At 59.1% G+C, this 23,764-nt stretch carries 22 protein-coding genes and 1 pseudogene; 17 read left to right on the top strand and 6 right to left on the bottom strand.

Annotation, left to right across the window (positions count from 1 at the left end; genetic code table 11):
• Window positions 1-87 precede the first annotated feature (87 nt).
• The 4 genes from AC2A6O_RS27235 to AC2A6O_RS27220 all read left to right on the top strand — a co-directional run bounded on the left by AC2A6O_RS27235 (window position 88) and on the right by AC2A6O_RS27220 (window position 3,563).
• Window positions 88-1,452 carry an MBL fold metallo-hydrolase gene (locus AC2A6O_RS27235; RefSeq protein WP_498931854.1) on the top strand — a complete coding sequence of 455 codons (1,365 nt, stop codon included), beginning with the start codon at window positions 88-90 and terminating at the stop codon, window positions 1,450-1,452.
• 144 nt (window positions 1,453-1,596) lie between these two features.
• Window positions 1,597-2,526, top strand: a complete 930-nt coding sequence (locus tag AC2A6O_RS27230) for an ABC transporter substrate-binding protein (RefSeq protein ID WP_498931852.1) — start codon at window positions 1,597-1,599, stop codon at window positions 2,524-2,526.
• Entirely contained in the window at window positions 2,523-3,203 is a 681-nt protein-coding gene (locus tag AC2A6O_RS27225) for a L,D-transpeptidase (RefSeq protein WP_498931850.1), read from the top strand. Before AC2A6O_RS27230 ends, AC2A6O_RS27225 begins: the two co-directional genes overlap by 4 nt.
• A 33-nt stretch (window positions 3,204-3,236) precedes the next feature.
• Window positions 3,237-3,563 (top strand): hypothetical protein, encoded by a 327-nt coding sequence (locus AC2A6O_RS27220; RefSeq protein WP_148583163.1) that lies wholly within the window; start codon window positions 3,237-3,239, stop codon window positions 3,561-3,563.
• Window positions 3,564-3,580: 17 nt separating this feature from the next.
• Here the strand turns inward: AC2A6O_RS27220 and AC2A6O_RS27215 are convergent, their stop codons facing one another.
• A complete protein-coding gene (locus AC2A6O_RS27215; protein ID WP_498931848.1) occupies window positions 3,581-4,240 on the bottom strand; it encodes a GntR family transcriptional regulator in 660 nt (219 codons plus the stop codon).
• A 541-nt stretch (window positions 4,241-4,781) separates the two neighbouring features.
• Here AC2A6O_RS27215 and AC2A6O_RS27210 point away from each other — a divergent pair.
• The 6 genes from AC2A6O_RS27210 to AC2A6O_RS27185 all read left to right on the top strand — a co-directional run bounded on the left by AC2A6O_RS27210 (window position 4,782) and on the right by AC2A6O_RS27185 (window position 10,098).
• Window positions 4,782-5,741 (top strand): dihydrodipicolinate synthase family protein, encoded by a 960-nt coding sequence (locus AC2A6O_RS27210; protein ID WP_498931943.1) that lies wholly within the window; start codon window positions 4,782-4,784, stop codon window positions 5,739-5,741.
• Complete coding sequence (locus AC2A6O_RS27205) at window positions 5,732-6,664, top strand: 4-hydroxyproline epimerase (RefSeq protein WP_498931846.1); 933 nt, start codon at window positions 5,732-5,734, stop codon at window positions 6,662-6,664. Before AC2A6O_RS27210 ends, AC2A6O_RS27205 begins: the two co-directional genes overlap by 10 nt.
• Window positions 6,665-6,686: 22 nt before the next feature.
• Window positions 6,687-7,790 (top strand): cis-3-hydroxy-L-proline dehydratase, encoded by a 1,104-nt coding sequence (locus AC2A6O_RS27200; RefSeq protein ID WP_498931844.1) that lies wholly within the window; start codon window positions 6,687-6,689, stop codon window positions 7,788-7,790.
• A 24-nt stretch (window positions 7,791-7,814) separates the two neighbouring features.
• The gene (locus AC2A6O_RS27195) at window positions 7,815-8,840 is read left to right on the top strand and encodes a trans-3-hydroxy-L-proline dehydratase (protein WP_498931842.1); all 1,026 of its coding nucleotides are present in this window, start codon (window positions 7,815-7,817) and stop codon (window positions 8,838-8,840) included.
• Between the two features lie 237 nt (window positions 8,841-9,077).
• A complete protein-coding gene (locus AC2A6O_RS27190; protein ID WP_498931840.1) occupies window positions 9,078-9,524 on the top strand; it encodes an excisionase family DNA-binding protein in 447 nt (148 codons plus the stop codon).
• Window positions 9,525-9,546: 22 nt separating this feature from the next.
• Window positions 9,547-10,098, top strand: a complete 552-nt coding sequence (locus tag AC2A6O_RS27185) for a PIN domain-containing protein (RefSeq protein ID WP_498931838.1) — start codon at window positions 9,547-9,549, stop codon at window positions 10,096-10,098.
• On the opposite strand, the pseudogene AC2A6O_RS27180 reads toward AC2A6O_RS27185, so the two are convergent.
• From AC2A6O_RS27180 to AC2A6O_RS27160, 5 genes and pseudogenes are all read right to left on the bottom strand, one after another.
• Window positions 10,072-10,266, bottom strand: a pseudogene (locus tag AC2A6O_RS27180) (DUF6471 domain-containing protein); the annotation flags it as partial. The gene AC2A6O_RS27185 and the pseudogene AC2A6O_RS27180 sit on opposite strands and share 27 nt — an antisense overlap.
• A 195-nt stretch (window positions 10,267-10,461) precedes the next feature.
• Complete coding sequence (locus AC2A6O_RS27175) at window positions 10,462-11,898, bottom strand: mannitol dehydrogenase family protein (RefSeq protein WP_498931836.1); 1,437 nt, start codon at window positions 11,896-11,898, stop codon at window positions 10,462-10,464.
• Window positions 11,895-14,285, bottom strand: coding sequence for a glycoside hydrolase family 31 protein (locus tag AC2A6O_RS27170; protein ID WP_498931834.1), 2,391 nt, complete (start codon window positions 14,283-14,285; stop codon window positions 11,895-11,897). The genes AC2A6O_RS27175 and AC2A6O_RS27170 overlap by 4 nt, the downstream gene beginning before the upstream one ends.
• Before the next feature lie 8 nt (window positions 14,286-14,293).
• Window positions 14,294-15,595, bottom strand: coding sequence for a TRAP transporter large permease (locus tag AC2A6O_RS27165; RefSeq protein WP_148583172.1), 1,302 nt, complete (start codon window positions 15,593-15,595; stop codon window positions 14,294-14,296).
• Window positions 15,596-15,620: 25 nt separating this feature from the next.
• Window positions 15,621-16,145 carry a TRAP transporter small permease gene (locus tag AC2A6O_RS27160; protein WP_148583173.1) on the bottom strand — a complete coding sequence of 175 codons (525 nt, stop codon included), beginning with the start codon at window positions 16,143-16,145 and terminating at the stop codon, window positions 15,621-15,623.
• A 248-nt stretch (window positions 16,146-16,393) separates the two neighbouring features.
• Here AC2A6O_RS27160 and AC2A6O_RS27155 point away from each other — a divergent pair, with 248 nt between their 5' ends.
• The 7 genes from AC2A6O_RS27155 (at window position 16,394) to AC2A6O_RS27125 (ending at window position 23,584) form a co-directional block, all read left to right on the top strand.
• Entirely contained in the window at window positions 16,394-17,374 is a 981-nt protein-coding gene (locus AC2A6O_RS27155; protein ID WP_498931831.1) for a TRAP transporter substrate-binding protein, read from the top strand.
• Window positions 17,375-17,414: 40 nt separating this feature from the next.
• The gene (locus AC2A6O_RS27150; RefSeq protein WP_498931829.1) at window positions 17,415-19,235 is read left to right on the top strand and encodes a glycoside hydrolase family 2 protein; all 1,821 of its coding nucleotides are present in this window, start codon (window positions 17,415-17,417) and stop codon (window positions 19,233-19,235) included.
• Window positions 19,232-19,972 carry an FCD domain-containing protein gene (locus AC2A6O_RS27145; protein ID WP_498931827.1) on the top strand — a complete coding sequence of 247 codons (741 nt, stop codon included), beginning with the start codon at window positions 19,232-19,234 and terminating at the stop codon, window positions 19,970-19,972. The genes AC2A6O_RS27150 and AC2A6O_RS27145 overlap by 4 nt, the downstream gene beginning before the upstream one ends.
• 84 nt (window positions 19,973-20,056) lie before the next feature.
• A complete protein-coding gene (gene uxuA, locus AC2A6O_RS27140; RefSeq protein WP_498931825.1) occupies window positions 20,057-21,238 on the top strand; it encodes a mannonate dehydratase in 1,182 nt (393 codons plus the stop codon).
• A 130-nt stretch (window positions 21,239-21,368) separates the two neighbouring features.
• Window positions 21,369-21,767 carry a dihydroneopterin aldolase gene (locus tag AC2A6O_RS27135; RefSeq protein ID WP_148583178.1) on the top strand — a complete coding sequence of 133 codons (399 nt, stop codon included), beginning with the start codon at window positions 21,369-21,371 and terminating at the stop codon, window positions 21,765-21,767.
• Window positions 21,768-21,868: 101 nt separating this feature from the next.
• A complete protein-coding gene (locus tag AC2A6O_RS27130; RefSeq protein WP_498931823.1) occupies window positions 21,869-22,753 on the top strand; it encodes a dihydropteroate synthase in 885 nt (294 codons plus the stop codon).
• Window positions 22,754-22,828: 75 nt separating this feature from the next.
• Window positions 22,829-23,584 (top strand): SDR family oxidoreductase, encoded by a 756-nt coding sequence (locus AC2A6O_RS27125; protein ID WP_498931821.1) that lies wholly within the window; start codon window positions 22,829-22,831, stop codon window positions 23,582-23,584.
• Window positions 23,585-23,764: the final 180 nt, after the last annotated feature.

The following is a 23,764-nucleotide window of genomic DNA, read 5'->3' as shown; positions in this document are numbered from 1 at the left end:
TGAATTCAAACTGCCCTTCCCGAACTGCGCGGGCAGGTGAGGCGTTGAACCTGAACCTTTCGCGAACGATGGGGAGAATGCAGCACAATGAGCGTGAAACTGACTTTTCTGGGCGGTGTTGGCACCGTTACGGGCTCAAAGTATCTGCTCGAAAAGGACGGTGTCCGCGTGCTGGTCGATTGCGGCCTGTTCCAGGGCTACAAGCAGTTGCGGCTCAAGAACTGGGCGCCGCTGCCCGTCGACCCGAAAACAATTGACGCGGTCATCCTGACGCACGCCCATCTGGATCATTCCGGTTATCTGCCGCTGCTGGTTCGCAACGGCTTCAAGGGGCCGGTCGTCTGTACCCAGGCAACACGGGACCTGTGTGCGATCCTTCTGCCCGACAGCGGGTTTTTGCAGGAAAAGGATGCGGAGTTCGCCAACAGGCACGGGTTCTCCAAGCATCGCCCGGCCCTGCCGCTTTACACGAAAAAGGATGCGGAAAAGTCGCTGGACCGGTTCCGGCCGGTGGCATTCAATGAAGCGCACGACATGCTTGACGCCTTCAGCGTTTCCTTCCGCAAGGCCGGGCATATCCTGGGAGCGGCCATCGTTGAACTGACCTGGGGCGGAACGCGGATTGTTTTTTCCGGGGACCTTGGGCGCTACGGCAATGCGACGATGTTCGATCCGTCACCCATTCGCGAGGCAGATTATCTGCTGGTCGAATCCACCTATGGCAACCGGCGGCATGAAAAGCTGGATGCCGAGGATATTCTGGCCGAGGCCATCACAAAGACCGCCCGGCACGGGGGCACGGTCGTCATTCCGTCCTTCGCCGTTGGCCGGGCGCAATCGCTGCTGTTCCACATCCAGAGCCTCAAGAAGGCGGGGCGAATTCCGGATCTTCCGGTCTTTCTCGACAGTCCGATGGCGGTTAATGCCTCCAACGTCTACGGCAAACACCCGGACGACCATCGGTTGACAGCGGAAGAATGCGACTGGTCGAACGGAGCGGCGCATTACGTTGCGGATGTCGAGGAATCCAAGGATCTCGACCGGAACCGCATGCCCAAGGTGATTGTCTCGGCCAGCGGTATGGCGACCGGTGGCCGTGTGCTGCATCATTTGAAACATTACGCGCCCGACCATCGCAACATGATCCTGTTTGCGGGCTTTCAGGCAGCCGGGACGCGCGGTGCGAAGATAACGTCCGGTGCCACGAGCGTCAGAATCCACGGGTCCGACGTGCCGATCCGTGCAGAGGTCGGCAATCTGCACATGCTCTCGGCCCATGCGGATGCGGATGAGATCCTGCGGTGGCTCGGCAATTTCACGCGGCCGCCGAAAATGACTTTCATCACCCACGGCGAACCGGATGCCGCCGATGCCCTGCGCTACAGGATCGAAAGCGAGCTGGATTGGCCCTGCTGGCTGCCTGATTACCGGGAAGACGTTCTGCTTGACTGAGGCCATATCTGCGAACTCCCGCGTTGCAGCGGAGGCTGGGGAATAAATTGTCTTTGCTATTTGCCGTTGCGTAAGATTTGTCCCGGTGTTTATGGTAGAGATCCACGTGCGCAGGGAGTGATGGCTGTGTGGCGTTCAATACTCATGTCCTCGTTTCTGGCGGTTGCCGCCGCCACTCCGGTCAAGGCTGATGCCGTCGTCATCGGTGTGCCTGCCTGGCCGTCGGCGCAGGTCACGGCCCATATCATCCACGATGTTCTGAATGAGCGTCTCGGTCTTGAAACGGAACTGCGCGAGCGCGGGACGCTGACAATTCTTGCCGATATCGGCAGGGGCGAAATCCAGGTTCACCCGGAAGTCTGGTTTCCGAACCTGTCGGCGATGGCGACCAGGCTGAGCGAGGAAAAACATGTTCTGTCTCTCAGTCCTAACAGCGTAGCAGCCACGCAGAATATCTGCGCGACACAGGCAACGGTCGAGCAAACCGGCATCAAGGCGGTTGCCGATCTCGCAAAGCCGGAGATGGCGGCGCAATTCGACAGCGACGGTGACGGCAAGGGCGAGATCTGGATTGGCGCGCCAAGCTGGTCGTCGACGGAGATCGAGAGAATTCGCGCGCATTCCTATGGCTACGACCAGACCATGGCGCTTTTGGAAATGCCGGAAGATGTCGCCATGGCGGCCGTCGATGCGGCGGTCTCCTTCGGCAAACCCATGGTCTTCTACTGTTATGGCCCGCATCATGTTTTTGAGCTTCATGACGTCGTGACGCTTGAGGAACCGGCGTATGACCCTGCGCGCTGGACAATCGTCACCCGGGCCAAGGACAACGACTGGCTGGCAAAGTCTCATGCCGACACCGCCTGGGATGCCTCCAGTTTCAAGATCGCCTTTGCAACCACTCTGGAAAGCGGCATGCCGGACGTGGCTTCCTTCCTGTCGAAAATGGAGCTGACGCCGGAGGATGTGACCGGAATGAGCTATGCTGTCGTCGTTGAAGGCAAGCCTGCCGAAGAGGTTGCGAGGGACTGGATTGCCGCGAATGCGGACAGGATCGGGGAGTGGACCAAATGATCAAGCTGCCGAGCGCATTTCGCGCCGTCCTGGGCTGGCTGCCAGCCGTTGTCGTGCTGGCTTATGCCGGGGTGGCGTTGGCGCAATCGTTCCAGACGCAAATCTATGATCCGACGACACGCAAGTGGGTGGATTACACGCCGCGCGCGGCGGCAAAATTCTACAACCGGCACGGCCAGTCGCCTGAGGAGTTCCGGCGACAGGTTGTTACCTTCCGCACGGCGGAAAAGCCCGGCACCATCATCATCGATGGCGACCGGCACTTCCTGTATCTGGTCCAACCCAACTTCCAGGCGATCCGCTATGGCATTGGTGTTGGCCGCGACGGCTTCGGCTGGGCCGGTATCGTCAAGATTGGCCGCATGCAGGAGTGGCCGACATGGACACCGCCGCCCGAAATGATTGCCCGTGATCCGGAATCCGCCAAATGGGCGGGTGGGATGCCGGGCGGACCGGACAATCCGCTCGGTGCCCGCGCGATGTATCTCTATATCGGCAACAAGGATTCCATCTATCGTATCCACGGCACCAATCAGCCCTGGACGATCGGTCTCAACATTTCGTCCGGCTGTATCCGCCTCAACAATGAGGATGTTGCGGATCTCTACAGCCGCGTGGAAGTCGGCGCGAAGGTGATTGTGTTGATGCAGGGGGCGGCGCTTTACAAGGGCGTGTGAGATCTGCCGGTGATGGGTGGGGAGACGAGTGGAATGAACGAGATTGTATCAAGGAAATGTGCCGCCCTTCTTGCTGCGGGGCTCGGTCTTTCCGTGGTTGCGGGCTGCAACACCAGTTCCAATCAGGCCCCGACCGCCGGTGCGGTGCGCTCGTCGGGCGAAACCGCGCCGACGGATCTGCAGCTTCTGTGTGCTTCGAAGACTGCTGAAGAGCTGAAAGTCGCCGGTGGCAATGTTCTGCCCGTCAGTTCCATGCCTTCGGGCGAGACCGCCTATCAGGTGAATCTGACCTTCGACGGCGGGCAGGCGGTTTGCGTCATCGATGAAACCGGCACCGTACAGTCCATCAGTCCCGTTTGAACGGGACCCTGACCAGTTCATGCCTTCGGCAGATGCTTCAGGAGCGAAGCCTTGGCGCCGTGAATATGCTCCCGGATGAGCCTTGAGGCGAGGTCCGCGTCGCCTCTTTCACAGGCTTCCAGGATGGCGAAATGTTCGCGTCCTGCCCGCTCCATGCCATTGGACATGACCAGCTGAGCCCGGATTTGCCGTTCCACCCGGTCAATCGCGTTGTTGGCGATCTCCTGGAAGAATTTCAGGTCGCTGGCGCTGTAGAGCGTTTCATGAAAATCACGGTTGAGGTCGCCGTAGGTCATCGGGTCGGTGGCCGAGGAGAAGGCTGCACATTTCACTCGCGCATCATCCAGAAGCTCCTTTGACATCAGCGGCACGGCATTGCGGATGATTTCCGGTTCCACCAGGGCCCTGAGGTCGAAGACTTCCGCTGTTTCCTTCGGTGAAAGACCCGCGACCACCGCGCCCTTGTAGCGCTGTGTCTTGACGAGCCCCTGTTCCTCCAGCCGCGAAATCGCCTCGCGCACGGGAATGCGGCTGGTGTTGAACAGGCGAGCGATCTCATCCTGCCGGAGAGGTTCCCCTTCTTCGAGCTGGCCCTCGATAATGGCTTTCCGCAGGGCGTCGAACACAATCGACGACGCCGAGGCGGTCGCGGAAATATCCATCGTTTTCAGTTTCATAGGACCACATCTCCTTGAGGCCACGTTTTACGGGATGGGCCCCGATTGGTGAAGCGAAAATGATTTTCAATATTATATATTGAATATTGGATCCAATTTGACCTATCAATGAGTGATGTCGTTGATCGCAAGCAAAGGAAACGGTTCGCGATACTGTTTCTCGCCGGTGCGTGGCATGGCGCGCCAGGTCTTCCGAAGAGGTGCCATTCAGCAAACTGAAAAAGACGGCCGATGTTCAAGGTCTGCGGTGTTGAGAGTTGCCTGGGTACGTTTCAGGGTCGGGAATGGCCCTGACACCGAAAAGAGTGTCGTGCTGCCCGTCAAGGATGCGTTGGGGGGAATTGGACGTCAGGGGGACATCAAATCAAGGTAGCCAAACTTGATCGGCTACCGGGTTCGGTCTTTGGTCAACCTGAAGCGGGAAACAGGGAACAGCCGAAAATTTCTTGCCAACATGCGCCGGCACGGCGCAACTAGATCTTACCGCCAGACCTCTGGTGCGGGAATTCGCCGTCAGGTCTGGCCTATTCAGGAGTGAATGATGACGTCCAATGTCTTTTCCGGATGCATGCCCGCGCTGATGACCCCGTGCAAGGCCGACCGGTCGCCGGATTTCGATTCTCTCGTGAAGAAGGGCAAGGAGTTGATAGAGGCCGGCATGTCGGCCGTTGTCTATTGCGGCTCCATGGGCGACTGGCCGCTCCTGACGGATGAACAGCGCATGGAAGGCGTTGAACGCCTGGTGAAGGCCGGCGTTCCGGTTGTCGTTGGAACTGGCGCCGTCAACACCAGATGCGCCGTTGCCCACGCCGTCCATGCGGCAAAGGTCGGGGCGCGTGGCCTGATGCTTATCCCGCGCGTTTTGTCCCGTGGCAGTTCCATTTCCGCGCAGCGCCACCACTTCAGCGCTCTTCTGAAAGCGGTCCCGAGCCTGCCCGCGGTGATCTACAACAGCCCCTACTATGGATTTGCCACCCGCGCGGATCTCTTCTTCGATCTGCGCGGCGAATTCCCGAACCTGGTCGGTTTCAAGGAGTTCGGCGGCCTGGCAGATCTGCGCTATGCGGCTGAAAACATCACCTCACAGGACGATCAGGTGACGTTGATGGTCGGTGTCGACACCGCTGTCTACCATGGCTTCGTCAATTGCGGTGCCACTGGTGCGATCACCGGCATCGGAAATGCCCTTCCGAAGGAGGTTCTGCAACTTGTGGCGCTTTGCGAAAAGGCTGCCGAAGGGCACGCGGACGCGCGCCTACGGGCGCAGGAACTGGAAGAAGCTCTGGCCGTTCTCTCCAGCTTCGATGAAGGTCCGGACCTTGTGCTCTACTACAAGCACCTGATGGTGCTGAACGGTGAAGACGAATACCGGCTGCACTTCAACGAAACTGATGCTCTCAGTGATGCGCAGCGCAATTATGCCGAAGCACAGTACAAGCTGTTCAGGTCCTGGTACGCCGACTGGAGCACGAAAGGGGGCGTGATTGCCGAATGCGCGTAATCGACAGCCATACTGCGGGTGAGCCGACCCGTGTCGTGCTCGACGGCGGCCCGGATCTTGGATCCGGAACGCTGGCGGAGCGGGCGGCCCGCCTGGAGGCGAAACATCTCGATTTCTGTGCCTCTGTCGTTCTGGAACCGCGTGGTCACGATGCCATCATCGGGGCTCTGCTGGTGCCGCCTTCCGAACCGGCCTGTGCTGCCGGCGTGATCTACTTCAACAACCTGCAGAACCTCGGCATGTGCGGCCACGCCACAATCGGCCTTGGCGTGACCCTGGCCCATCTCGGGCGGATCGATCCTGGACGGCACAAGTTTGAAACGCCGGTCGGCGTGGTCGAGATCGACCTGATCGACGCCAACACGGTATCCGTGGTCAACGTCGAGAGTTACCGGCTGGCGAAGGATGTCACGGTCGAGGTGGAAGGGGTGGGGCCGGTCACGGGCGACGTCGCCTGGGGAGGCAACTGGTTCTTCCTCGTCAAGAAGACCCCGATTGCCCTGACGGGCACGAACATCCGTCCGCTGACGGATCTGACCCTGAAAATCCGAACTGCGCTGGAAAAGGTCGGTGTGACCGGCAAGGACGGTGCCTGGATCGACCATATCGAACTCTTCGGTCCCGCAGAAGATCCGGCGGCGCAAAGCCGCAACTTCGTGCTGTGTCCGGGCGGTGCTTATGACCGCTCGCCCTGTGGCACCGGCTGTTCGGCCAAGCTTGCCTGCCTTGCCGCCGATGGTGCACTGGCCCCGGGCCAGGACTACGTGCAGGAAAGCGTCATCGGCAGCACCTACAAAATGAGCTACCAGCCCGGTCCGGGCGGCGGCGTTATTCCCACCATTACCGGACAGGCCTACGTTACGTCCGATGCCAGGCTGATTTTCAATCCGGCGGACCCTTACCGCTCGGGGATACGCCTGTAAGGCCCTTTCAAGGAGGAACTTCATGAAAATCACGGGCATCAACGTCTTTCAGGTCGATCTTCCGCTGAAAGAAGGGCGTTACAACTGGTCCAACGGCAATTTCGTGGAGGTGTTCGACAGCACCGTTGTCGAGATCGAAACCGACGAAGGCCTCAAGGGCTATGCGGAGTGCTGCCCGCTCGGCTCGGCCTATCTGCCGAGCTACGCGCTTGGCGTGCGGTCGGGGCTGCAGGAACTGGCGCCCCACCTGATTGGCAAGGACCCGCTCAATATCGGCGAGATCAACAGGGTGATGGATGCTGCCCTGCGCGGTCATCCCTATGCCAAGGCACCGATCGATATCGCTTGCTGGGACCTGCTCGGCAAGGCGACAGGTCAGCCGCTCTACACTCTGCTTGGCGGCGCGGCGCAGGACGACGTTGTGCTTTACCGGGCGATCAGCCAGGAAGCCCCGGAGATCATGGCGAAGAAGATCGAAGGTTATGCCGCGGAAGGCTACACCAAGTTCCAGCTGAAGGTTGGCGGCGATGCCAATGACGATATCGACCGCATCCACGCCACACGCGCCGTCTTGAAGAAATCAGATCTCCTGGTGGCCGATGCCAATACCGGCTGGACCCGGCATGAAGCTGCACGTGTTGTCGGGGCGGTGTCTTCGCTCGATGTCTATATCGAGCAACCTTGCCTCACTTATGAGGAAAGCGTTTCCATCCGCCGACGGACGGCCTTGCCCTTCATTCTGGACGAGGTGATCGACGGGCCCAACACGCTGGTGCGCGGCATTGCAGGAGACGCGATGGACTGCATCAACCTGAAGATTTCCAAGGTCGGTGGCCTCACCAAGGCCAAGCTCATGCGCGATCTCTGCATTGCCCACGGCATTCCGATGACCATTGAGGATACCTGGGGTGGAGACATCGTCACGGCGGCGATTGCCCATCTGGCCCGCTCGACCCCATCGGAATTCACCTTCTCGGCAACGGACTTCAACAGCTACGGCACCGTCGATATCGCGGAAGGTGCACCGAAGCGCGTCAACGGCCGCATGACCGCCTCCGACCTGCCGGGTCTCGGCATCGCGCCAATTTTCGATACTCTTGGCGAACCCGTTGCCCGCTATTCCTGAGCCGGCTCAGTGGAAGGCAGACCCATGCGCAGCAGCAAGACCATCCATGTGATTTCCTGCCACGCAGAAGGTGAGGTCGGTGATGTGATCGTCGGCGGTGTCGCGCCACCACCAGGCGAAACGCTCTGGGAGCAACGCAGCTTCATTGCCAGGGACCAGACCTTGCGCAGTTTCGTTCTGAACGAACCGCGCGGCGGCGTCTTCCGCCATGTGAACCTGCTTGTGCCGCCCAGGCATCCGGAGGCGGATGCCGCTTTCATCATCATGGAACCGGAAGACACGCCGCCCATGTCCGGTTCCAACTCCATCTGCGTCTCCACCGTGTTGCTCGACGGCGGCATTGTGCCGATGATCGAGCCGATCACGGAACTGGTTCTGGAAGCGCCCGGCGGGCTTGTGCGGGTGAGAGCCGAATGTCGTAACGGCAAGGCGGAGCGCATCTTTGTCCAGAATGTCACCAGCTTCGCCGACAAGCTGTCGGTGCCGCTGGAGGTCGAAGGCCTCGGCACGCTGACGGTCGATACGGCCTATGGTGGTGACAGTTTCGTGGTTGTCGATGCGGAGGCGCTCGGGTTCAGCATCGTTGAAGACGAGGCCAAGGACATTGCCCGCCTGGGGGTGCGCATCACCAACGCGGCCAACGAACAGCTCGGCTTTTCCCACCCGGAAAACGCCGACTGGAACCACATCTCCTTCTGTGCCTTTTGCGGCCCTCTGTCCAACACCCCAACCGGCCTCACCGGCCGGTCCGCGGTTGCCATCCAGCCGGGCAAGGTCGACCGCTCGCCCACGGGCACAGCTGTTTCCGCCCGCATGGCGCTGATGGCGGCCAGAGGCCAGATGAAAATCGGCGACACCTTTGAAGCCGTTTCCATCATCGGATCCACCTTCACTGGCCGGATCGTATCGGAACAGATGGCGGGAGACCGGCCCGGAATTGTTCCGGAAATTTCCGGCCGCGGCTGGATCACCGGCATTCACCAACACATGCTCGACCCAAGCGACCCCTGGCCGGGCGGCTACAAGCTCAGCGACACATGGGGTGCGTGATGGCTGGAGATTGGTGAGGTCAGAGGCAGGTAGCCGGTTTCCCGAGATATTATGCAGAAGGTTGCCACATTTGATGTGGTTATCATTTCCGGTGATATTTCACTTTTTGTTCAAATCGGATTTCGTTTTTCGACTTGGAACTTTCAAATTAAATTATCATTTATTTATTGCGGTTATTTCGATTATTGCGATTGGTGAATCGGGGTGATATATGTGAAACGCAACGAGGGAACTACCATGACACAGCTACTTGAACGACCGATATTGCCATCGGCCGACGATGCGGAATTGGCTGCAGAGGTTAGCCGTTATCTTTCGCGCACTAAGCACGAGGGTGTGGAGTTGCGTGTCCAAGTGGATGGCGGGGAGATGTTGCGCTTGCCAAAGGCGGTGGGAGATCTTTTGTACCATCTTGTTACAGAAATGGCCCAAGGCAATGCTGTTACGCTCATACCAGTACATGCGGAACTAACGACCCAAGAGGCTGCCGATCATCTAAGCGTGTCTAGGCCTTTCCTGATCAAATTGCTCGAAGAGGGCAAGATAAGGTTCAATATGGTTGGTACACACCGTCGTGTAAAATTTAGTGATCTAGAAGCCTATCGTCGGGAGAAAGAAGAAGAACGTAGGCGGGTGATGGAAGAGCTAGCAGCGCAATCTCAGGAATTGGGGATGGGCTATTAACAAATCCCGATACACCGTACTTTTGGACGCATGCGTTCTATATCCGGCACCGCTGCGAGATTTTTTGATGGAACTCGCAGCGGGTGCTGGAATGTTCCGCGCAAAATGGACAGATCAAATCCATGCTGAATGGATACAAAATGTTTTAGCGAATAGAAATGATCTTAAGCTAGAGCAACTAGAACGAACCAAAACGCTCATGAAACGGGCCGTTCCGGATAGCACGGTAGAAAACTACCAAAATTTATGCGCCGGATTGACGTTGCCAGATCCAAATGATGCGCACGTATTAGCCGCCGCAATACAGGCCAAATGCGATTCAATCATCACATTCAATCTAAAGGACTTCCCAAAAGAATATATTGCTCAGTTCAATATTGAGATATTGCATCCTGACGAGTTTCTTTTTCATCAATTCGGACTAAACACACCAGGTGTCGTCATATCTGCTCAACGTTGCAGAGCGCGCCTTAAAAATCCGACAAAGTCTGCCGACGATTACCTTGATACCTTAGAGAAACAGGGACTTCCAAAAACCATCGCAGAATTACGAGACTATAGGTCTGTAATTTAGCGCATCAATTAAGACACTAAGCTGACTGAGCGCGGTGCAGTCACATTCGTCCATGCATATCTTGAAAAATGCGGCTTTGAAGCTGCTGCTGCTTATCTTCTTTGATATGTTGTGCTCAGTTTCCTTCATACCGATAGCGGTCAATTTATTCGCAAGTTCGGCATACGTTTCGTGGCGCCGTTATAGCTAACTTTTCAGTATGCTCTTGGCCCGCTCTGTATAGGTAACTGTGACTTTGTTGGTGCCAGGACTATCGATGAACATCACCAACTCTCCGAGAAATAACCCCTATATAACGATATAGACCCTTGCAAATGTGGATTAAATTTTCCCGCACCGCCTGCGTAACTTTTCTCTGTGCATCTAGCCTTTCAGAGCCGACGCGATATCGGTCGATTGCAGCCTTTGGTAGGCGGACTTGAGTGCGCTGGTAAACGGCTCTGACTGCGGCAGGTCATCGCCGAAAATTTCCGAAAGCGACAGCATCTTGTCGACGTATTCGAGGCCGTCAGCTTCCCTTACGATGGCTTCGATCCTGCCGGACATCGGGTCGTTCAGCGGCAGTGCAGAGCCAGTTTTCGACACACCGCGGCAATAGAGCATCCACCCGGCAACCGCGAGTGCGGAAAGTGTCCAGGGGCTGCCGTCCTGCAGATGTTGCCGGATCGGCGCCAGCAGTCTTTGCGGCAGTTTCTGGCTTCCGTCGGAGGCGATCTGGGTGGTCTTGTGGTGAAGGGCAGTGTTCTCGAACCGCGCGATCAGGGCCTCGGCATAAGCCTTGATGTCGACACCGTCCGGGACAGTCAGCGTCGGGGCCTGTTCGCTCAGCATGAGATCCAGGGCAGCTTGCCGGAAAACGGGATCTGCCATGCAGTCGGCAATTGTTTCCTTGCCCGCCAGCGCGCCAAGATAGGCGAGAAACGAGTGGCTGCCGTTCAGCATCCGGAGTTTCATCTCTTCGAACGGGGCGACATCGTCAACGAATTCGGCGCCGGCCAGATGCCAGTCCGGTCGCGGGCCCGCAAACCGGTCCTCGATCACCCATTGGCGGAACGTCTCGCACAGGATGCCGTTCCGGTCCTTGTGGCCAAGAGCGTTCTCCAAGGTCTCGAAGGAATTGTCCGTCATTGCCGGGGTGATGCGATCCACCATGGAACAGGGAAAGGTGCAATTGTCTTTGATCCAGGCCGCCAGGGCAGGGCTCAGCCGCACCGCGAAATCCAGAACCGCACGGCGGCACAGTTCGCCGTTGGCGGGAAGGTTGTCGCACGACAGGATCGTCAAGCCGGCGAGACCGGCTGACTGTCGCCGCCTGAGACCTTCCGCCAGCACGCCGATGGCGGTGGAAGGGGTTTCTGGCGTTGCAAGATCCTGCCGGATGCCGGCGTTGTCTTCGTCCAGCTTGCCGTCCTTCAGGCAATAGCCCTTCTCGGTGATCGTCAGCGTGATCACGGCAAGGTCCGGGTCTGCGATCCGGTCCGGCACGGCATCGATACCGTCGCGCTTTGGGTGGACCGTCGCACAGATGGCACCGACCTGGCGCAGGGAGAGGTCATCGCCGGACATTTCGCCGACCGTGTAGATCCTGTCGGCTTCGTCGAGGCGCGTCAGGTCGTCCGCGCCGGAATTGAGCCGGCTAACCGCAACGCCCCAGTCGCTTTTGGTCCGGCGCAGCATCTCATCGTGAAACACCAGAACATGCGCCTTGGCAAAGGCGCCGAATCCGATGTGCAGCAGGCGAACGCGCAGCTTTGTCCGGTCGTAGTCGACCGTTTTAATCGAGTGCTTGGTGCTGGTCATGACGGGCTCACCTTGAAGTCGATATTGTCGCCGGCTTTGCGTTCGGTTCCGTTGACGGTCAGCGCGCCAGTGCCGGCCAGCCAAAGGGTGACTGTGTCGAAGGCAGGTTGCCAGTTGCCGGAGGTTTGCCAATCCAGCCGCACCGTATCCGCCGTGCGGGACAGGCAAAGCCGGGTCAGGCAGCTGTCACCTGAAAGCGCCTCTACCGTGTCGCCGTCATCGTCGTAAAACTGCGTGTTCTGGTCCAGTGCTCCTTCTGGCTGCGGATAAATGCGCCAGACCCGCGATGTGTCGGAAGACGGTGTCGTCCTGAGGTTTGCGGCGGCCATTGGCAGAACCGTGCCGCCCCGGACGAAAAGCGGAATGGTGTCGAGAGCAACGGGCACCTCGATCACCTGACCACCTTCGTACCAGGTGCTGCCGTCAAAGGCCCACCAGCCTTCTTTGTTGGCGGGCAGTGTGACCCGCCGGGAGGTAGCGCCTTCCTCGACCACCGTTGCCACCAGAAGGTCCCGGCCCAACAGGAAGTCGAATTCGGCCTCGCGGCAGGCGGGATCGTTCGGATGATCCAGAAACAGAGGCCGCAGCATCGGCTCGCCCTCGGTCACGGCAAGGTGCAGGAGGCTGTAAAGATAAGGGATGAGCTGCGCCCGGACTTTCAGTGCGTCGCGCACGAGCGGCGTGATCTCCGGATACATCCACGCTTCGTTGGCCGTGCCGTCGTCGTTCCAGGAATGGATGGTGAAGCGTGGATGGAAGATGCCGTTCTGCACCCAGCGCAGGAACAGTTCCGGTTCCGGACGCGGGCCTGCAAAGCCGCCGACATCGTGGCCGATGTTGTAGAAGCCGGAGAGGCTGAGGCCGAGACCCATGGGAATGTTCCAGCGCAGCGTGTCCCAGCTTGTGTAATTGTCGCCTGTCCAGGTCTGGGCATAGCGCTGCGTGCCGGGGCAGGCGCAGCGGGAAATCAGATAGGGCCGTTTTTTGGGCTGATCGGCGACCTGGGCTTCATAGGACGCGCGCGTCATCAACTGGCTATGCAGAGGCCGGATCAGGTTGACCGGGATCGGCTTGCCGAAACCGGCGCAGATGGCTTCGTCGTCCCACACTTCATATTCGTTGTTATCGTTCCAGGTGTTGGCAATGCCTTTGGAAAAGAGCTTGTCCTTCAGGTTTTGCTGCCACCAGCGCACGGTGTCCGCGTTGGTGAAATCGAGGTGGGAGCCGTAACCGTCCCAGAAAGGCGATTGCTCGGGCGCCCCGGTTTCGCTGTCGCGAATGAACAGACCGGCTTCCTCGACTTCCCCGAACAGCGGGTGGTCGTTCAGAAGCACCGGCTTGATGTTGGCGATGAGGTTGATACCGGCCTCAGCATAGGCCCGGGTCATGGTCTCGACATCGGGAAAGCGGTCGGTATTCCAATGGAAAACGTAGCGCTTGCCCTTGATGGCGGTATAGCCGGAAGACATCTGGAAACTGTCGCAGGGCATGTCTTCTTCCGACAGCTTGCCGAGGAACTCCATCAGCCGTTCCTGTGCGTTTTCGGAATCCGTATAGGCCATGGTCGAGCCGGAATAGCCGAGCCCCCAGCGCGGCATGAAGGCGGTGCCGCCAGTCAGCCGGTGGTGCTGCTTGACGACGTCCAGAATGCTTGGGCCCCAGCTGAAATAATAGTCGAGGTCGCCATCGGCCGCGCGGAAGGCGCGGAAGGGCAGGTGGTAGTTGTCCTTCTCGTTGCCGAGATCGAACCAGCAGGGGGCCAGCGTGTCGTAGTAAAGACCGACCGCACCGAGCGGCCCCTTGTCGGTGATGGTAAAGGGGATGTGCTTGTAAAGCGGGTCGGTCGAGCGCGCGTCATAGCCCATGGCATCGAGATTACGCATCTCGAACCGCTTGCCGTTGCGCTCCAGACTGCCGGATTTTTCGCCAAGGCCATAGTAACGCTCGTCTGGGGTGCGCCGCATGAAATGGTGGTTGCGCTGGTCACGCCGCCCGATCATGTAGGCGTCCTGCGGCCGGTCGCGGGCGATCTCCTGCCAGGGGGCTCCGGCAGTGGGCCGGCTCTCCCAGGTGAAGGCCAGCGGCGTATCGATTGTCAGGCGCAGGGTGTCCGTTTCCAGAACCAGCCTGCCGTCCTGTTCCTCCAGATGGAAGTCCGGGCAGGAAAAGCCGGTCAGGTCGTCGCGTGAGCGGCCCTCGAATGGAACGTCGCCTTGCGGTGCGATGGCCCATGTCCGGTCGAGCCGGTAGGCGCCGTCCTTCAACAGGGTGACGCGAATGAGGGTCTGCTCGAGAACCGTCACCGTCAGGCGGTGCCGGTTCTCGACGTCGAGTGCGATCCCGGCGCTGGAGCGCTCCAGGTATCGCCAGTTCTTGAGGGCTTTCATGACAGATCCTAGTAGCCGAGGAGAAGGCGCGGCAGGAACAGGCTGAGGGCAGGCACGTAAGTGACCAGAAGCAGAAGCGCGACCAGCACCACGTAGAAGCCCAGCATGGGTTTGAGCACTTGGCCGATCTTCACACCCCCCACCGAGCAGCCGACAAAGAGGGCCGACCCGACCGGCGGTGTGCAGATGCCGATGCACAGGTTGAAGGTCATGACGACGCCGAAATGCACCGGGTCCATGCCGAGATCCGTTACAACGGGCAGGAAGATCGGTGTGAAGATCAGCAGCGCCGGGGTCATGTCCATGAAGGTGCCGACCACAAGCAGTGCCAGATTGATGATCAGCAGCAGCACCAGCGGATTATCGGACAGGCTCAACAGCGTGTCGGAGATCGAATAGGGAATATCCGCAAAGGCCATTGCCTTGGACATGGCGATGGAACAGCCGATCATCAGCAGCACGATTGATGTCGTGATCGCGCTTTCCAGGATGATGCGCGGCAGTTCACGCAGTGAAATTTCCCGGTACCAGATCACACCCAGGAAGAGCGTATAGACCACGGCAACGGCGGAGGCTTCGGTTGCGGTGAAGATGCCGCCGATGATGCCGCCCATGACGATCACGATCAGGCCGAGTGGCAGCATGGCATCCAGCGTCTTGGCGATCACCTCCTTGCCGCTTGGCCGTTCGGCGACCGGATAGCCCCGACGCTTTGCGATGATGCCGGCCACGACCATCAGGCTGAGCCCCATCAGGATGCCGGGAATGTACCCGGCAACGAAGAGCGCGGCGATGGATGTGCCGTTGGTGATCAGCGAATAGACGATGAAGGTGGCGCTCGGCGGGATCAGCAGACCTGTGGGGCAGGATGCAATGTTGACCGCGGCGCTGAAGGCAGGGTCGTAGCCTTCCTTTTTCTGCAGCGGAGACATGACGCCGCCGACGGCGGCGGCGGAGGCAACGGCAGAGCCCGAGATGGAGCCGAACATCATGTTGGCGATGACATTGCAATGCGCCAGCGAGCCGGGCAGGCGGCCGGCCAGCACCTTGGCGAATTCGATCAGCCGCAGGGCAATGCCGCCCCGGTTCATGATGTTACCTGCCAGGATGAAGAACGGGATCGCCAGCAGGGTGAAGCTGTCGAGGCCCGAGGCAACCTGCTGCGCGACGATATAGACCGACTGGTCGAACGACATGAACAGAAGGAAGGTGGCAAAGGCGGCAAGACCGATGGCGAAGGCTATCGGCACGCCGAGGATCATCAGAAAGGCGAACGTCCCGAACAGGACGAGGACAGATTGGATATCCATGAGATTTCTCGTTCCCGGTCAGGTGTCAGTCCAAAGGGCCGCCGATGCTGGCGGCGTCGCCCTGGTCGTTCGGGCCGCGGCCGGTGCGAAACAGGTCGCCCAGAAAGGTCAGGCAGTAGTAGAGAATGCAGCCACCCGAGAAGGGGATCGCGACATAGACAAGGCCCATGGGCAGGCGCAGTGCCGGTGAAACCTGCTGGGTTTCCAGCGTGCGGCTGACCAGATCGAGACCGCCGTACACCATGACCACCCCGGCAAAGACCGCGATGGCGGCAATGATGCCGCAATTGACCAGAAGGCGCAGAACACCGGTGGTGATGACGGGTAAGAGGTCGATGGCAAGGTGACGGCGCTGGCCGAAGGTGTAGGCCCCGCCCAGCAGGGCAACCCAGATGAACAGGAAGCGGGCCATTTCGTCGGTCACCGTGCTTGGGCTTTGCAGCACGTAGCGTGAGAAGACCTGCCAGACGACGCAGGCGACCAAAACGGCGAAGGCGATGGTAATGACAAGGCGCAGGAGCATGTCCACGCCTTTGGTAATGACTGTCACGATATTCCTCCCGCGCAGGGCCCGTTTCTACCGCGGCAACAGGCGCGGCGTGGGCTCCGACATCTTAAGACATGCGTCAGGAAATTAAATTGGTCAACCAATTTCCCGAAAAAGGTTGACTGATTTTGAAAATTGGACGAACAATTCGGCGTCCGCGGCGGTCTGGCCCTGCAAGTCCCGCGGCCAACCGATCCGTTCCACTCAGGAACGCATATTCTGCGGCCTAAAGCTGCAATTGGGAGGAAACCATGTCGAAATTCGTCAAGCTGGCGGCCGTATTGGCCGCGGGCGTCGTCGCTCTGAGCTCTGCCGCCAGTGCCAAGACGCTTCGCCTCAACCACAACAACCCGGAAGACCACCCGCTACACAAGTCGATGCAGTTCATGGCTGACCGTGTTGAAGAGCTGACAAACGGCGATCTGAAAATCCGCATCTACGCCAATGCCCAGCTCGGCACGCAGCGCGAATCCATGGAGCTGATGCAAAACGGTTCTCTTGATATGGCGCGCTCCAACGCTTCCGAGCTGGAAGCCTTCGACGAAGCCTACGGCGCGTTGAACCTGCCTTATATCTTCGTCAGCGCGGATCACTACTACGACGTCCTGACAAGCGACATCGGCGCGGACATTCTGGCTTCCTCCGAAGACAAGGGCTTCATCGGTCTTGCCTATTACATCGAAGGCGCACGCTCCTTCTATGCCAACAAGCCGATCCATTCCCCGGCCGATCTGAAGGGCATGAAGATCCGCGTTCAGCCGAGCCCCTCCGCCATCCGCATGGTCGAGCTGCTCGGTGCCAACCCGACCCCGATTGCCTGGGGCGAGCTTTACAGTGCCTTGCAGCAGGGTGTGGTCGATGGCGCGGAAAATAACCCGATCGCCCTGACCTCCGCCCGTCATGGTGAAGTGTCCAAGTTCTATTCCGACGACGGTCACACGATGATCCCGTCCGTCGTGATGATCTCCACCAACTCCTGGAACGATCTGACCAACGAGCAGAAGGACGCGATGCGCACGGCTGCACGCGAGTCCATGGATTTCCACCGCGACCAGTGGGACACCATGAGCGCGGAAGCCGTCGAGACGGCCAAGAATGAGCTCGGCGTGGAGTTCATCGAAGTGGAAAAAGGCCCGTTCATCGAAGCCGTTCTGCCGATGCATGAGGAAGCGGCGGCCAAGTCTCCGGTCGTTGCCGACTTGATCAAGCGCATCAAAGCAGCAGCGAAGTAACACCCGTCAACACCCGAAAGTCCCTCCGGAGACCTGACTGATGCTCGAACGTTCCCATCTCGCCGACAACGCCTTGCAGGCGCTGCATGACGAAGACTACGACGTGCCCTTCAACACGCAGTCTTTGAATCATGACGGCTTGATCTTCATGGGCGGGCGGGCATCGGAAAGCCTGAATGGCGAGTGGACTTTCTGCGTTGATCTTCTCGACACCGGCCTTCGGCAGAAATGGTTCGCCATGCTGCCGGAGGCCCCTGCGGATCGCACGGAGCCCTGGGACTATGACCCCTACATGGGGGAAACGGTGCCTGTGCCTTCCAACTGGGCGATGGTGAAGGAGAAATGGTATTTCTTCGAAGGCAGTGCCTGGTACACGCGGCCTCTCGACATTGAGACCGTCGATACATCCAAGCGACAGTTTCTCCGGTTTGGTGCAGCAAGCTATGACTGCAAGATCTTCCTGAACGGCGAATTCCTGGGCAACCACTACGGTGCATCGACGCCCTTCTGTGTCGAGTTGACGGACAAGCTGAAGACCGGCCGCAACTGGATCATGGCTTGTGTCAACAACACCCGGACACGCGACCGCGTGCCGATGCGCAATACCGACTGGTTCAATTATGGCGGGCTCTACCGGGAGGTTTCCTTTTTCGAAACGCCCAGGACCCTGATCAAGGATTTCTTTGTCTATCTGGTGCCGGATGGCACTTACTCTACGCTGAGGGTCGAAGTGACAGTGGATGGCCCGCAGGCGGAGGTCGGCACCCTGACCATCCCCGGTCTCGGCGTCGAACAGGTGATTGCGCTGGATGCCGAGGGCAAGGGCGCGATTGACATCGCCGCCCGGCCGCAGCTCTGGAGCCCGGAAACACCTGTCCTCTATGATGTCAGTCTCACTTGCGGTGAAGACCGGGTGAGCGACCGGATCGGCTTTCGCCAGATAGAACGCATGGGCACGGATATTCTCTTGAACGGGGCGCCGTTGTTCTTGCGCGGGATTTCCGTGCATGAGGATGATGCAACCCTCGGCAAGGTGACCAGTGAAGAAGATCTGCGCCGCCGTTTTGAGCATGCGCGCGAGCTCGGCTGCAATTATCTGCGCCTGGCGCATTATCCCCATCATGAGCGGGCCGCACAGATCGCGGACGAACTCGGCTTTCTGCTCTGGGAAGAAATTCCGGTCTACTGGGCCATCGATTTCGCCAATCCGGCGACCTACCGGGATGCTGAAAACCAGTTGTCGGAGCTGATCAAGCGCGACCGCAACCGGGCAAGCGTCATCATCTGGTCTGTCGGGAACGAAAACCCGGACACCGATGACCGTCTCACCTTCATGAAAGGCCTGGCGGAAACCTGCAACCGGCTGGATCCGACGCGGCTGACGTCTGCCGCCTGTCTGGTGAACCATGCCCGCAACCGGATCGAGGACAGGCTGGCCGCGCATATCGATATCATCGGCGTTAACGAGTATTACGGCTGGTACGAAGAGAATTTCGACGACCTTGCCGCGATCGGGGAGAACTCCGACCCGGACCGTCCGGTGGTGATCTCGGAAACCGGCGCCGATGGGGTTATCGGCGAAAAGGGCCCCAGGACAGGCCTCTTCAGCGAAGACTATATGGCCGAAGTCTACAGAAAGCAGATCGCTACGCTGCGTGAACTTGATTATATCAAAGGCATGTCGCCGTGGATCCTGTATGACTTTCGTGTCGAGCGGCGCCAGAACATTTTCCAGAACGGCTATAATCACAAAGGGCTGATTGCCGCCGACAAGAAAACCAAGAAAAAAGCATTCCATATCCTGGCCGACTATTATCGCGAGATTGCAACGGCCGGGGAGGGTGCAAGGAAGGCCTCATGACCAGCGATGTTGCAAAACGCCGGTACCAGGAAATCGCCGAACTTCTCGCAAGGCGTATCGAGGAGGAGGGCTACAGGCCCGGCGACAAGTTTCCGACCGAGCGGCAGATTTCCGTAGAACTCGGCATCAGCCGGTCGCTGGTACGCGAAGCTTTTATCGTTCTGGAAATCGAAGGCTATCTGGATGTGCGCAAGGGCTCCGGCAGTTATGTGGCGGCCGGTGAAAAGATTTCGCTTCATGTTCCCAAGGCCGACTACGGACCCTTTGAATTGCTGCAGGCCCGCCAGCTTCTGGAAAGCAGCATCGCGGGTTTTGCCGCCACCGCGATTACCAAAAGCGACATCATTCAATTGCGCGAGACGCTCGACCTGGAGCGAAAGGCAATCGAGAACGGCGAAGAAGATTATACCGCTGACAGGCAGTTTCACCGGCAGATCGCCGAGGCTACCCAGAACAGCGTTCTGGTCGACCACGTCGAAGATCTTTGGAACAAGCGTGAAAACAGCTCCATGTGGGCGCGGCTGCACGACCGCATTTTCGATCTCAGCTATCGGACAAAATGGTTGGACGATCATGCGGAAATTCTGGAAGCGCTGCGGCATCGCAATTCGGACAAGGCCCGCCAGGCCATGTGGCAGCATCTGGAAAACGTGCGCCTGACCCTGCTGGAACTTTCCGATGTCGGCGACCCGGATTTCGATGGTTACCTTTACACACCGGCCCGGGCCGCGCCCTGAGGGCCGCCTTCTCACCAGTGCCGGGCCAACATCTTTTCCCAACGCAAGACGCTTCAGCGACAACAACAAGAAAGACTTTAGGCGATGATTGAAAGCTGGCGCTGGTTCGGTCTGCAGGACCCTATCTCCTTGAGGGATATCCGCCAGACAGGCGCACGCGGCATCGTCACCGCCCTGCATGACATGCCGAACGGATCTCTCTGGCCGGAAGAGGCAATCGCTTCCCGCCGCGACATGATCGAGGCTGCCGGTCTGGAATGGACCGTGACCGAGAGCATCCCGGTGCATGAAGATATCAAGACCGGGGCGCCCGGTTGGGAACAAAAGGCGTCAAACTGGGCGGAAACGGTCCGGGCGCTGGCGCGCCAGGGTATCAAGACGATCTGCTACAATTTCATGCCCGTTCTGGACTGGACCCGGACGGATCTTTATTACGAACTTGACGACGGGGCGACCGCTCTGCGGTTCGAATTTGCGGCCTATGCGGCCTTCGACCTGTTCATCCTGCAGCGCGAGGGCGCTGAGGCCGACTATGACGCGGCAGACCTTGCCCTTGCTGAAGAACGGTTCGCGCAAATGTCCGACGAGGAACGGGGCAGGTTGACCGCAAATATCATTGCGGGGCTGCCCGGTTCGGAAGAAAGCTACACGCTCGACACGTTTCGCGAACGCCTGGCTTGTTATCGCGGTATCGGCCGGGAAGAGCTTTTCCGGAACCTTCAGACATTTCTTGAAATCGTCGTGCCCGCCGCCGAGGAAGAAGGCGCCGTGCTGGCGATCCATCCAGACGATCCACCCCGCTCGCTCTTCGGCCTGCCGCGGATTGTTGGCTCACTTGAAGATCTGCAACGCATCGCGAGCATGAGCCCGTCGATTGCAAACGGCTTTACCGTCTGCTCCGGTTCGCTCGGTGTCAGTGCAGGCAATGATATTCCCGAAATCGTGACAACGTTGGGCGAGCGGATCCACTTTGCCCATCTTCGAGCAACGAAGCGGGAGCAGGATCCGCGCAGCTTTCATGAGGACGCACATCTTGAGGGTGATCTCGACATGGTTGCGATCATTCGTGCCCTGCGCCGCGTGGAACATCAGACGGGCCGGGCCATTCCGATGCGGCCTGACCATGGACACCGCATTTTGAACGACCTCAATGGCGTGTCGACACCTGGATATCCGGCAATCGGACGGCTGCGTGGATTGGCGGAGCTGCGCGGAGTGATACGCGCCGTGGATGTTCTGGACACCTTCGGCACAGCGGTGGAATAGGTTTTCCGGGCAAGGCGGAGCGCTTGACCGCGCGCAGTATCCGGTTACATCCCTGTGCTGGGGTCACGCCCCGACACAGTTCACGGCGGAGGCGATGGAGCCGGTGATGCCTGCAAGCCCGGAGACCTGAATGGAAATGAATGGCGATACCCTTGCCGAGGACGGACGCGATGTCATCCTCATCGAAGGACTGAAAGTCGCAGCGCAGATCGGTATCCTGGACAGCGAGAAAAACCGGACGCAAACCGTCTGCTTCGATATCGAAATGCAGACAGTGGCCGGCTACCGCCGGATCGTGCGTGAAACCGGTGCCTTCGTCTCCTATGCCGACGCGGTTGAATTCATCCAGCAGAAAGCATCCTCAGGCGGCCATATCGATCTTGTCGAGGACTGGGCCGAAGCCGTTGCGGAGTTTGTTCTGACGAATGAACTGGTCGAAGACGTCAGTGTGAAGGTCACCAAGCCGGACATCTTCGAGGAAGCGGCCGGCGTTGGCATTCGCATTCAGCGCCGCCGGCCGTCCCGATAACCTTGTCCTGCTGCCGCTTTTTCCTATCTGCCCAGAAACCTGCCTGATCCTGTCTGGCATTTTGCCGGGCAAGAGGTTCGACACCGGGAGCCCTGCCTTACATGATTTCCGCCGACCGCCTGCTGCCGCTGTGGCTCAAATATCGAGACGCTCTTGAAGCGCCGATCAAAACCTTTGAATTCGAAAAATTCGGCCGCAGGTTCGAAGATCGCACCTATCAGATGGGCGTTTTGAACCTGTCGGCGGACAGCACCTATCGTGAAACGGTCTGTCATACCTTCGAGGCAGCGCTCTATCGCGGCCGGCGCATGACGCTGGAGGGGGCGGCGATGGTCGATATCGGCGCTGAATCGACCGGCGAGACAGCGGACATCGTTGCGGCCGAACGGCAGATCGACCGCATGCGCCCTGTTGTAAAGGCGCTCGCCGAAGAAGGCATACTCGTCTCCGTCGAAACCTACCATCCGGAAGTGGGCGTCGCCCTGCTGGAAGCCGGTGCAGGGGTGGTCAATCTGACGGGACGCGTCGACGACCCGGCCTTTTACGAGGCGATTGCCAAACATCAGGCCGGTATCGTGCTGTGTTACACACCGGGCAAGAATGCCCGTTCAGAGGATTACCTGCCGCCGGCCGAAGATATCTTCGACCACCAGCTCACGTTTTTCCGCGAACGGATCCATCTGGCGACGGAAGCCGGGATCGAGCGGCTGTGGGTCGATCCCGGTTTCGGCTTTGCGCTGCATCTGCCGGACGGGCCGGACCGGATCCGGTATCAGACCGACAGCATTCTTCAGTCTTTCCGCTTGCGCGAGCTCGGATGGCCGGTGACGGTGCAGTTGACGGGGGCCGTCTATCTGTTCCGCGATGAGGTGCGGGTGGCGCAGACCAGTGCGGCCACTCTTGCGGTCATGTCGAAGGCCAATCTGGTGCGCAGCCACGAAGTGCCGCGCGTGCAGCCGGTCCTGAACCTGCAAGACTTCGCCTGAAGACCTGCCCGGCCCTTTCAGCCAGACTTGCACAAGGGCGGATAGAGACAACTCGAGCCATCCGGAGGAATGCAAATGGCAAACGACAGGATCGCCCTGGTCACAGGCGCCGGAAAGCGATTGGGCAAGGCAATTGCCAGAGGTCTTGCGGACCAGGGTTATGCCATGGGCCTCCATTACAACTCCTCCGCTGAAGGCGCGCAGGACCTTCACGACGAGATTGTCGCGGAAGGTGGCAAGGCCGTGTTGTTGCAGAAAGACCTGAGCAGGCCGGAAACAGCGGGCGAACTGATCGGCGAGGCCGCCGCAGCGCTGGGAGGACCGGTTAGTGTGCTGGTCAATTCCGCATCGGCTTTCAACACCGACAACCTGTCAGGCCTGACGATCGACACATGGCAGTTCCTGATGAACGTCAATGCGGCAGCGCCAGTGTTTCTGATGCAGGCTTTCGCCAATCAGGACCCGCTTCCGGAGGGTGGGGCGATCGTGAACATGCTCGATACTCAGATGCTGTCGGCGTCGCCGGAACGGTTCAGCTATTTTTGTGGCAAGTACGCGCTCGATGGCGCGACCCGGCTGGCAGCATTCGATCTGGGGCCAAAAGGAATCCGGGTGAATGCGATTGCGCCTGGCCTGATCCTGCCGAGTGACCAGACACAGGAAAACTTTGACTCCCGACAGAATTTGACGCCGCTGGGGGCGGGGCTTGGCCCGGACGATGTGGTCGACGCCGTGATCTATCTGGCAGCGGCGAAACAGGTGACCGGACATACGCTGGTGGTGGACGCCGGACAGCGGCTGATGGGTTTCGGAAATTCCCCAATCGGGTGAAGTTGAGCAATTCCGGGGCTTTTCATGGTTAGTGAAAGGTTAATATCCACCGGCCGGGCAGGGGTGCGAATTTTCTTTCAAAAAAATTCAAAACGGTTGTTGACGGGTTGGGGTGAGGTGCGTATAACCCGGTTCATCGACGGCGGCAACGTCGCTGGCGACAGGGTTTTGTGACCTTAA

Source organism: Labrenzia sp. ATLA3 (assembly GCF_057180185.1).
Note: the sequence above shows the minus strand (reverse complement) of the source record. Positions and strands in the feature narration are given on the sequence as shown.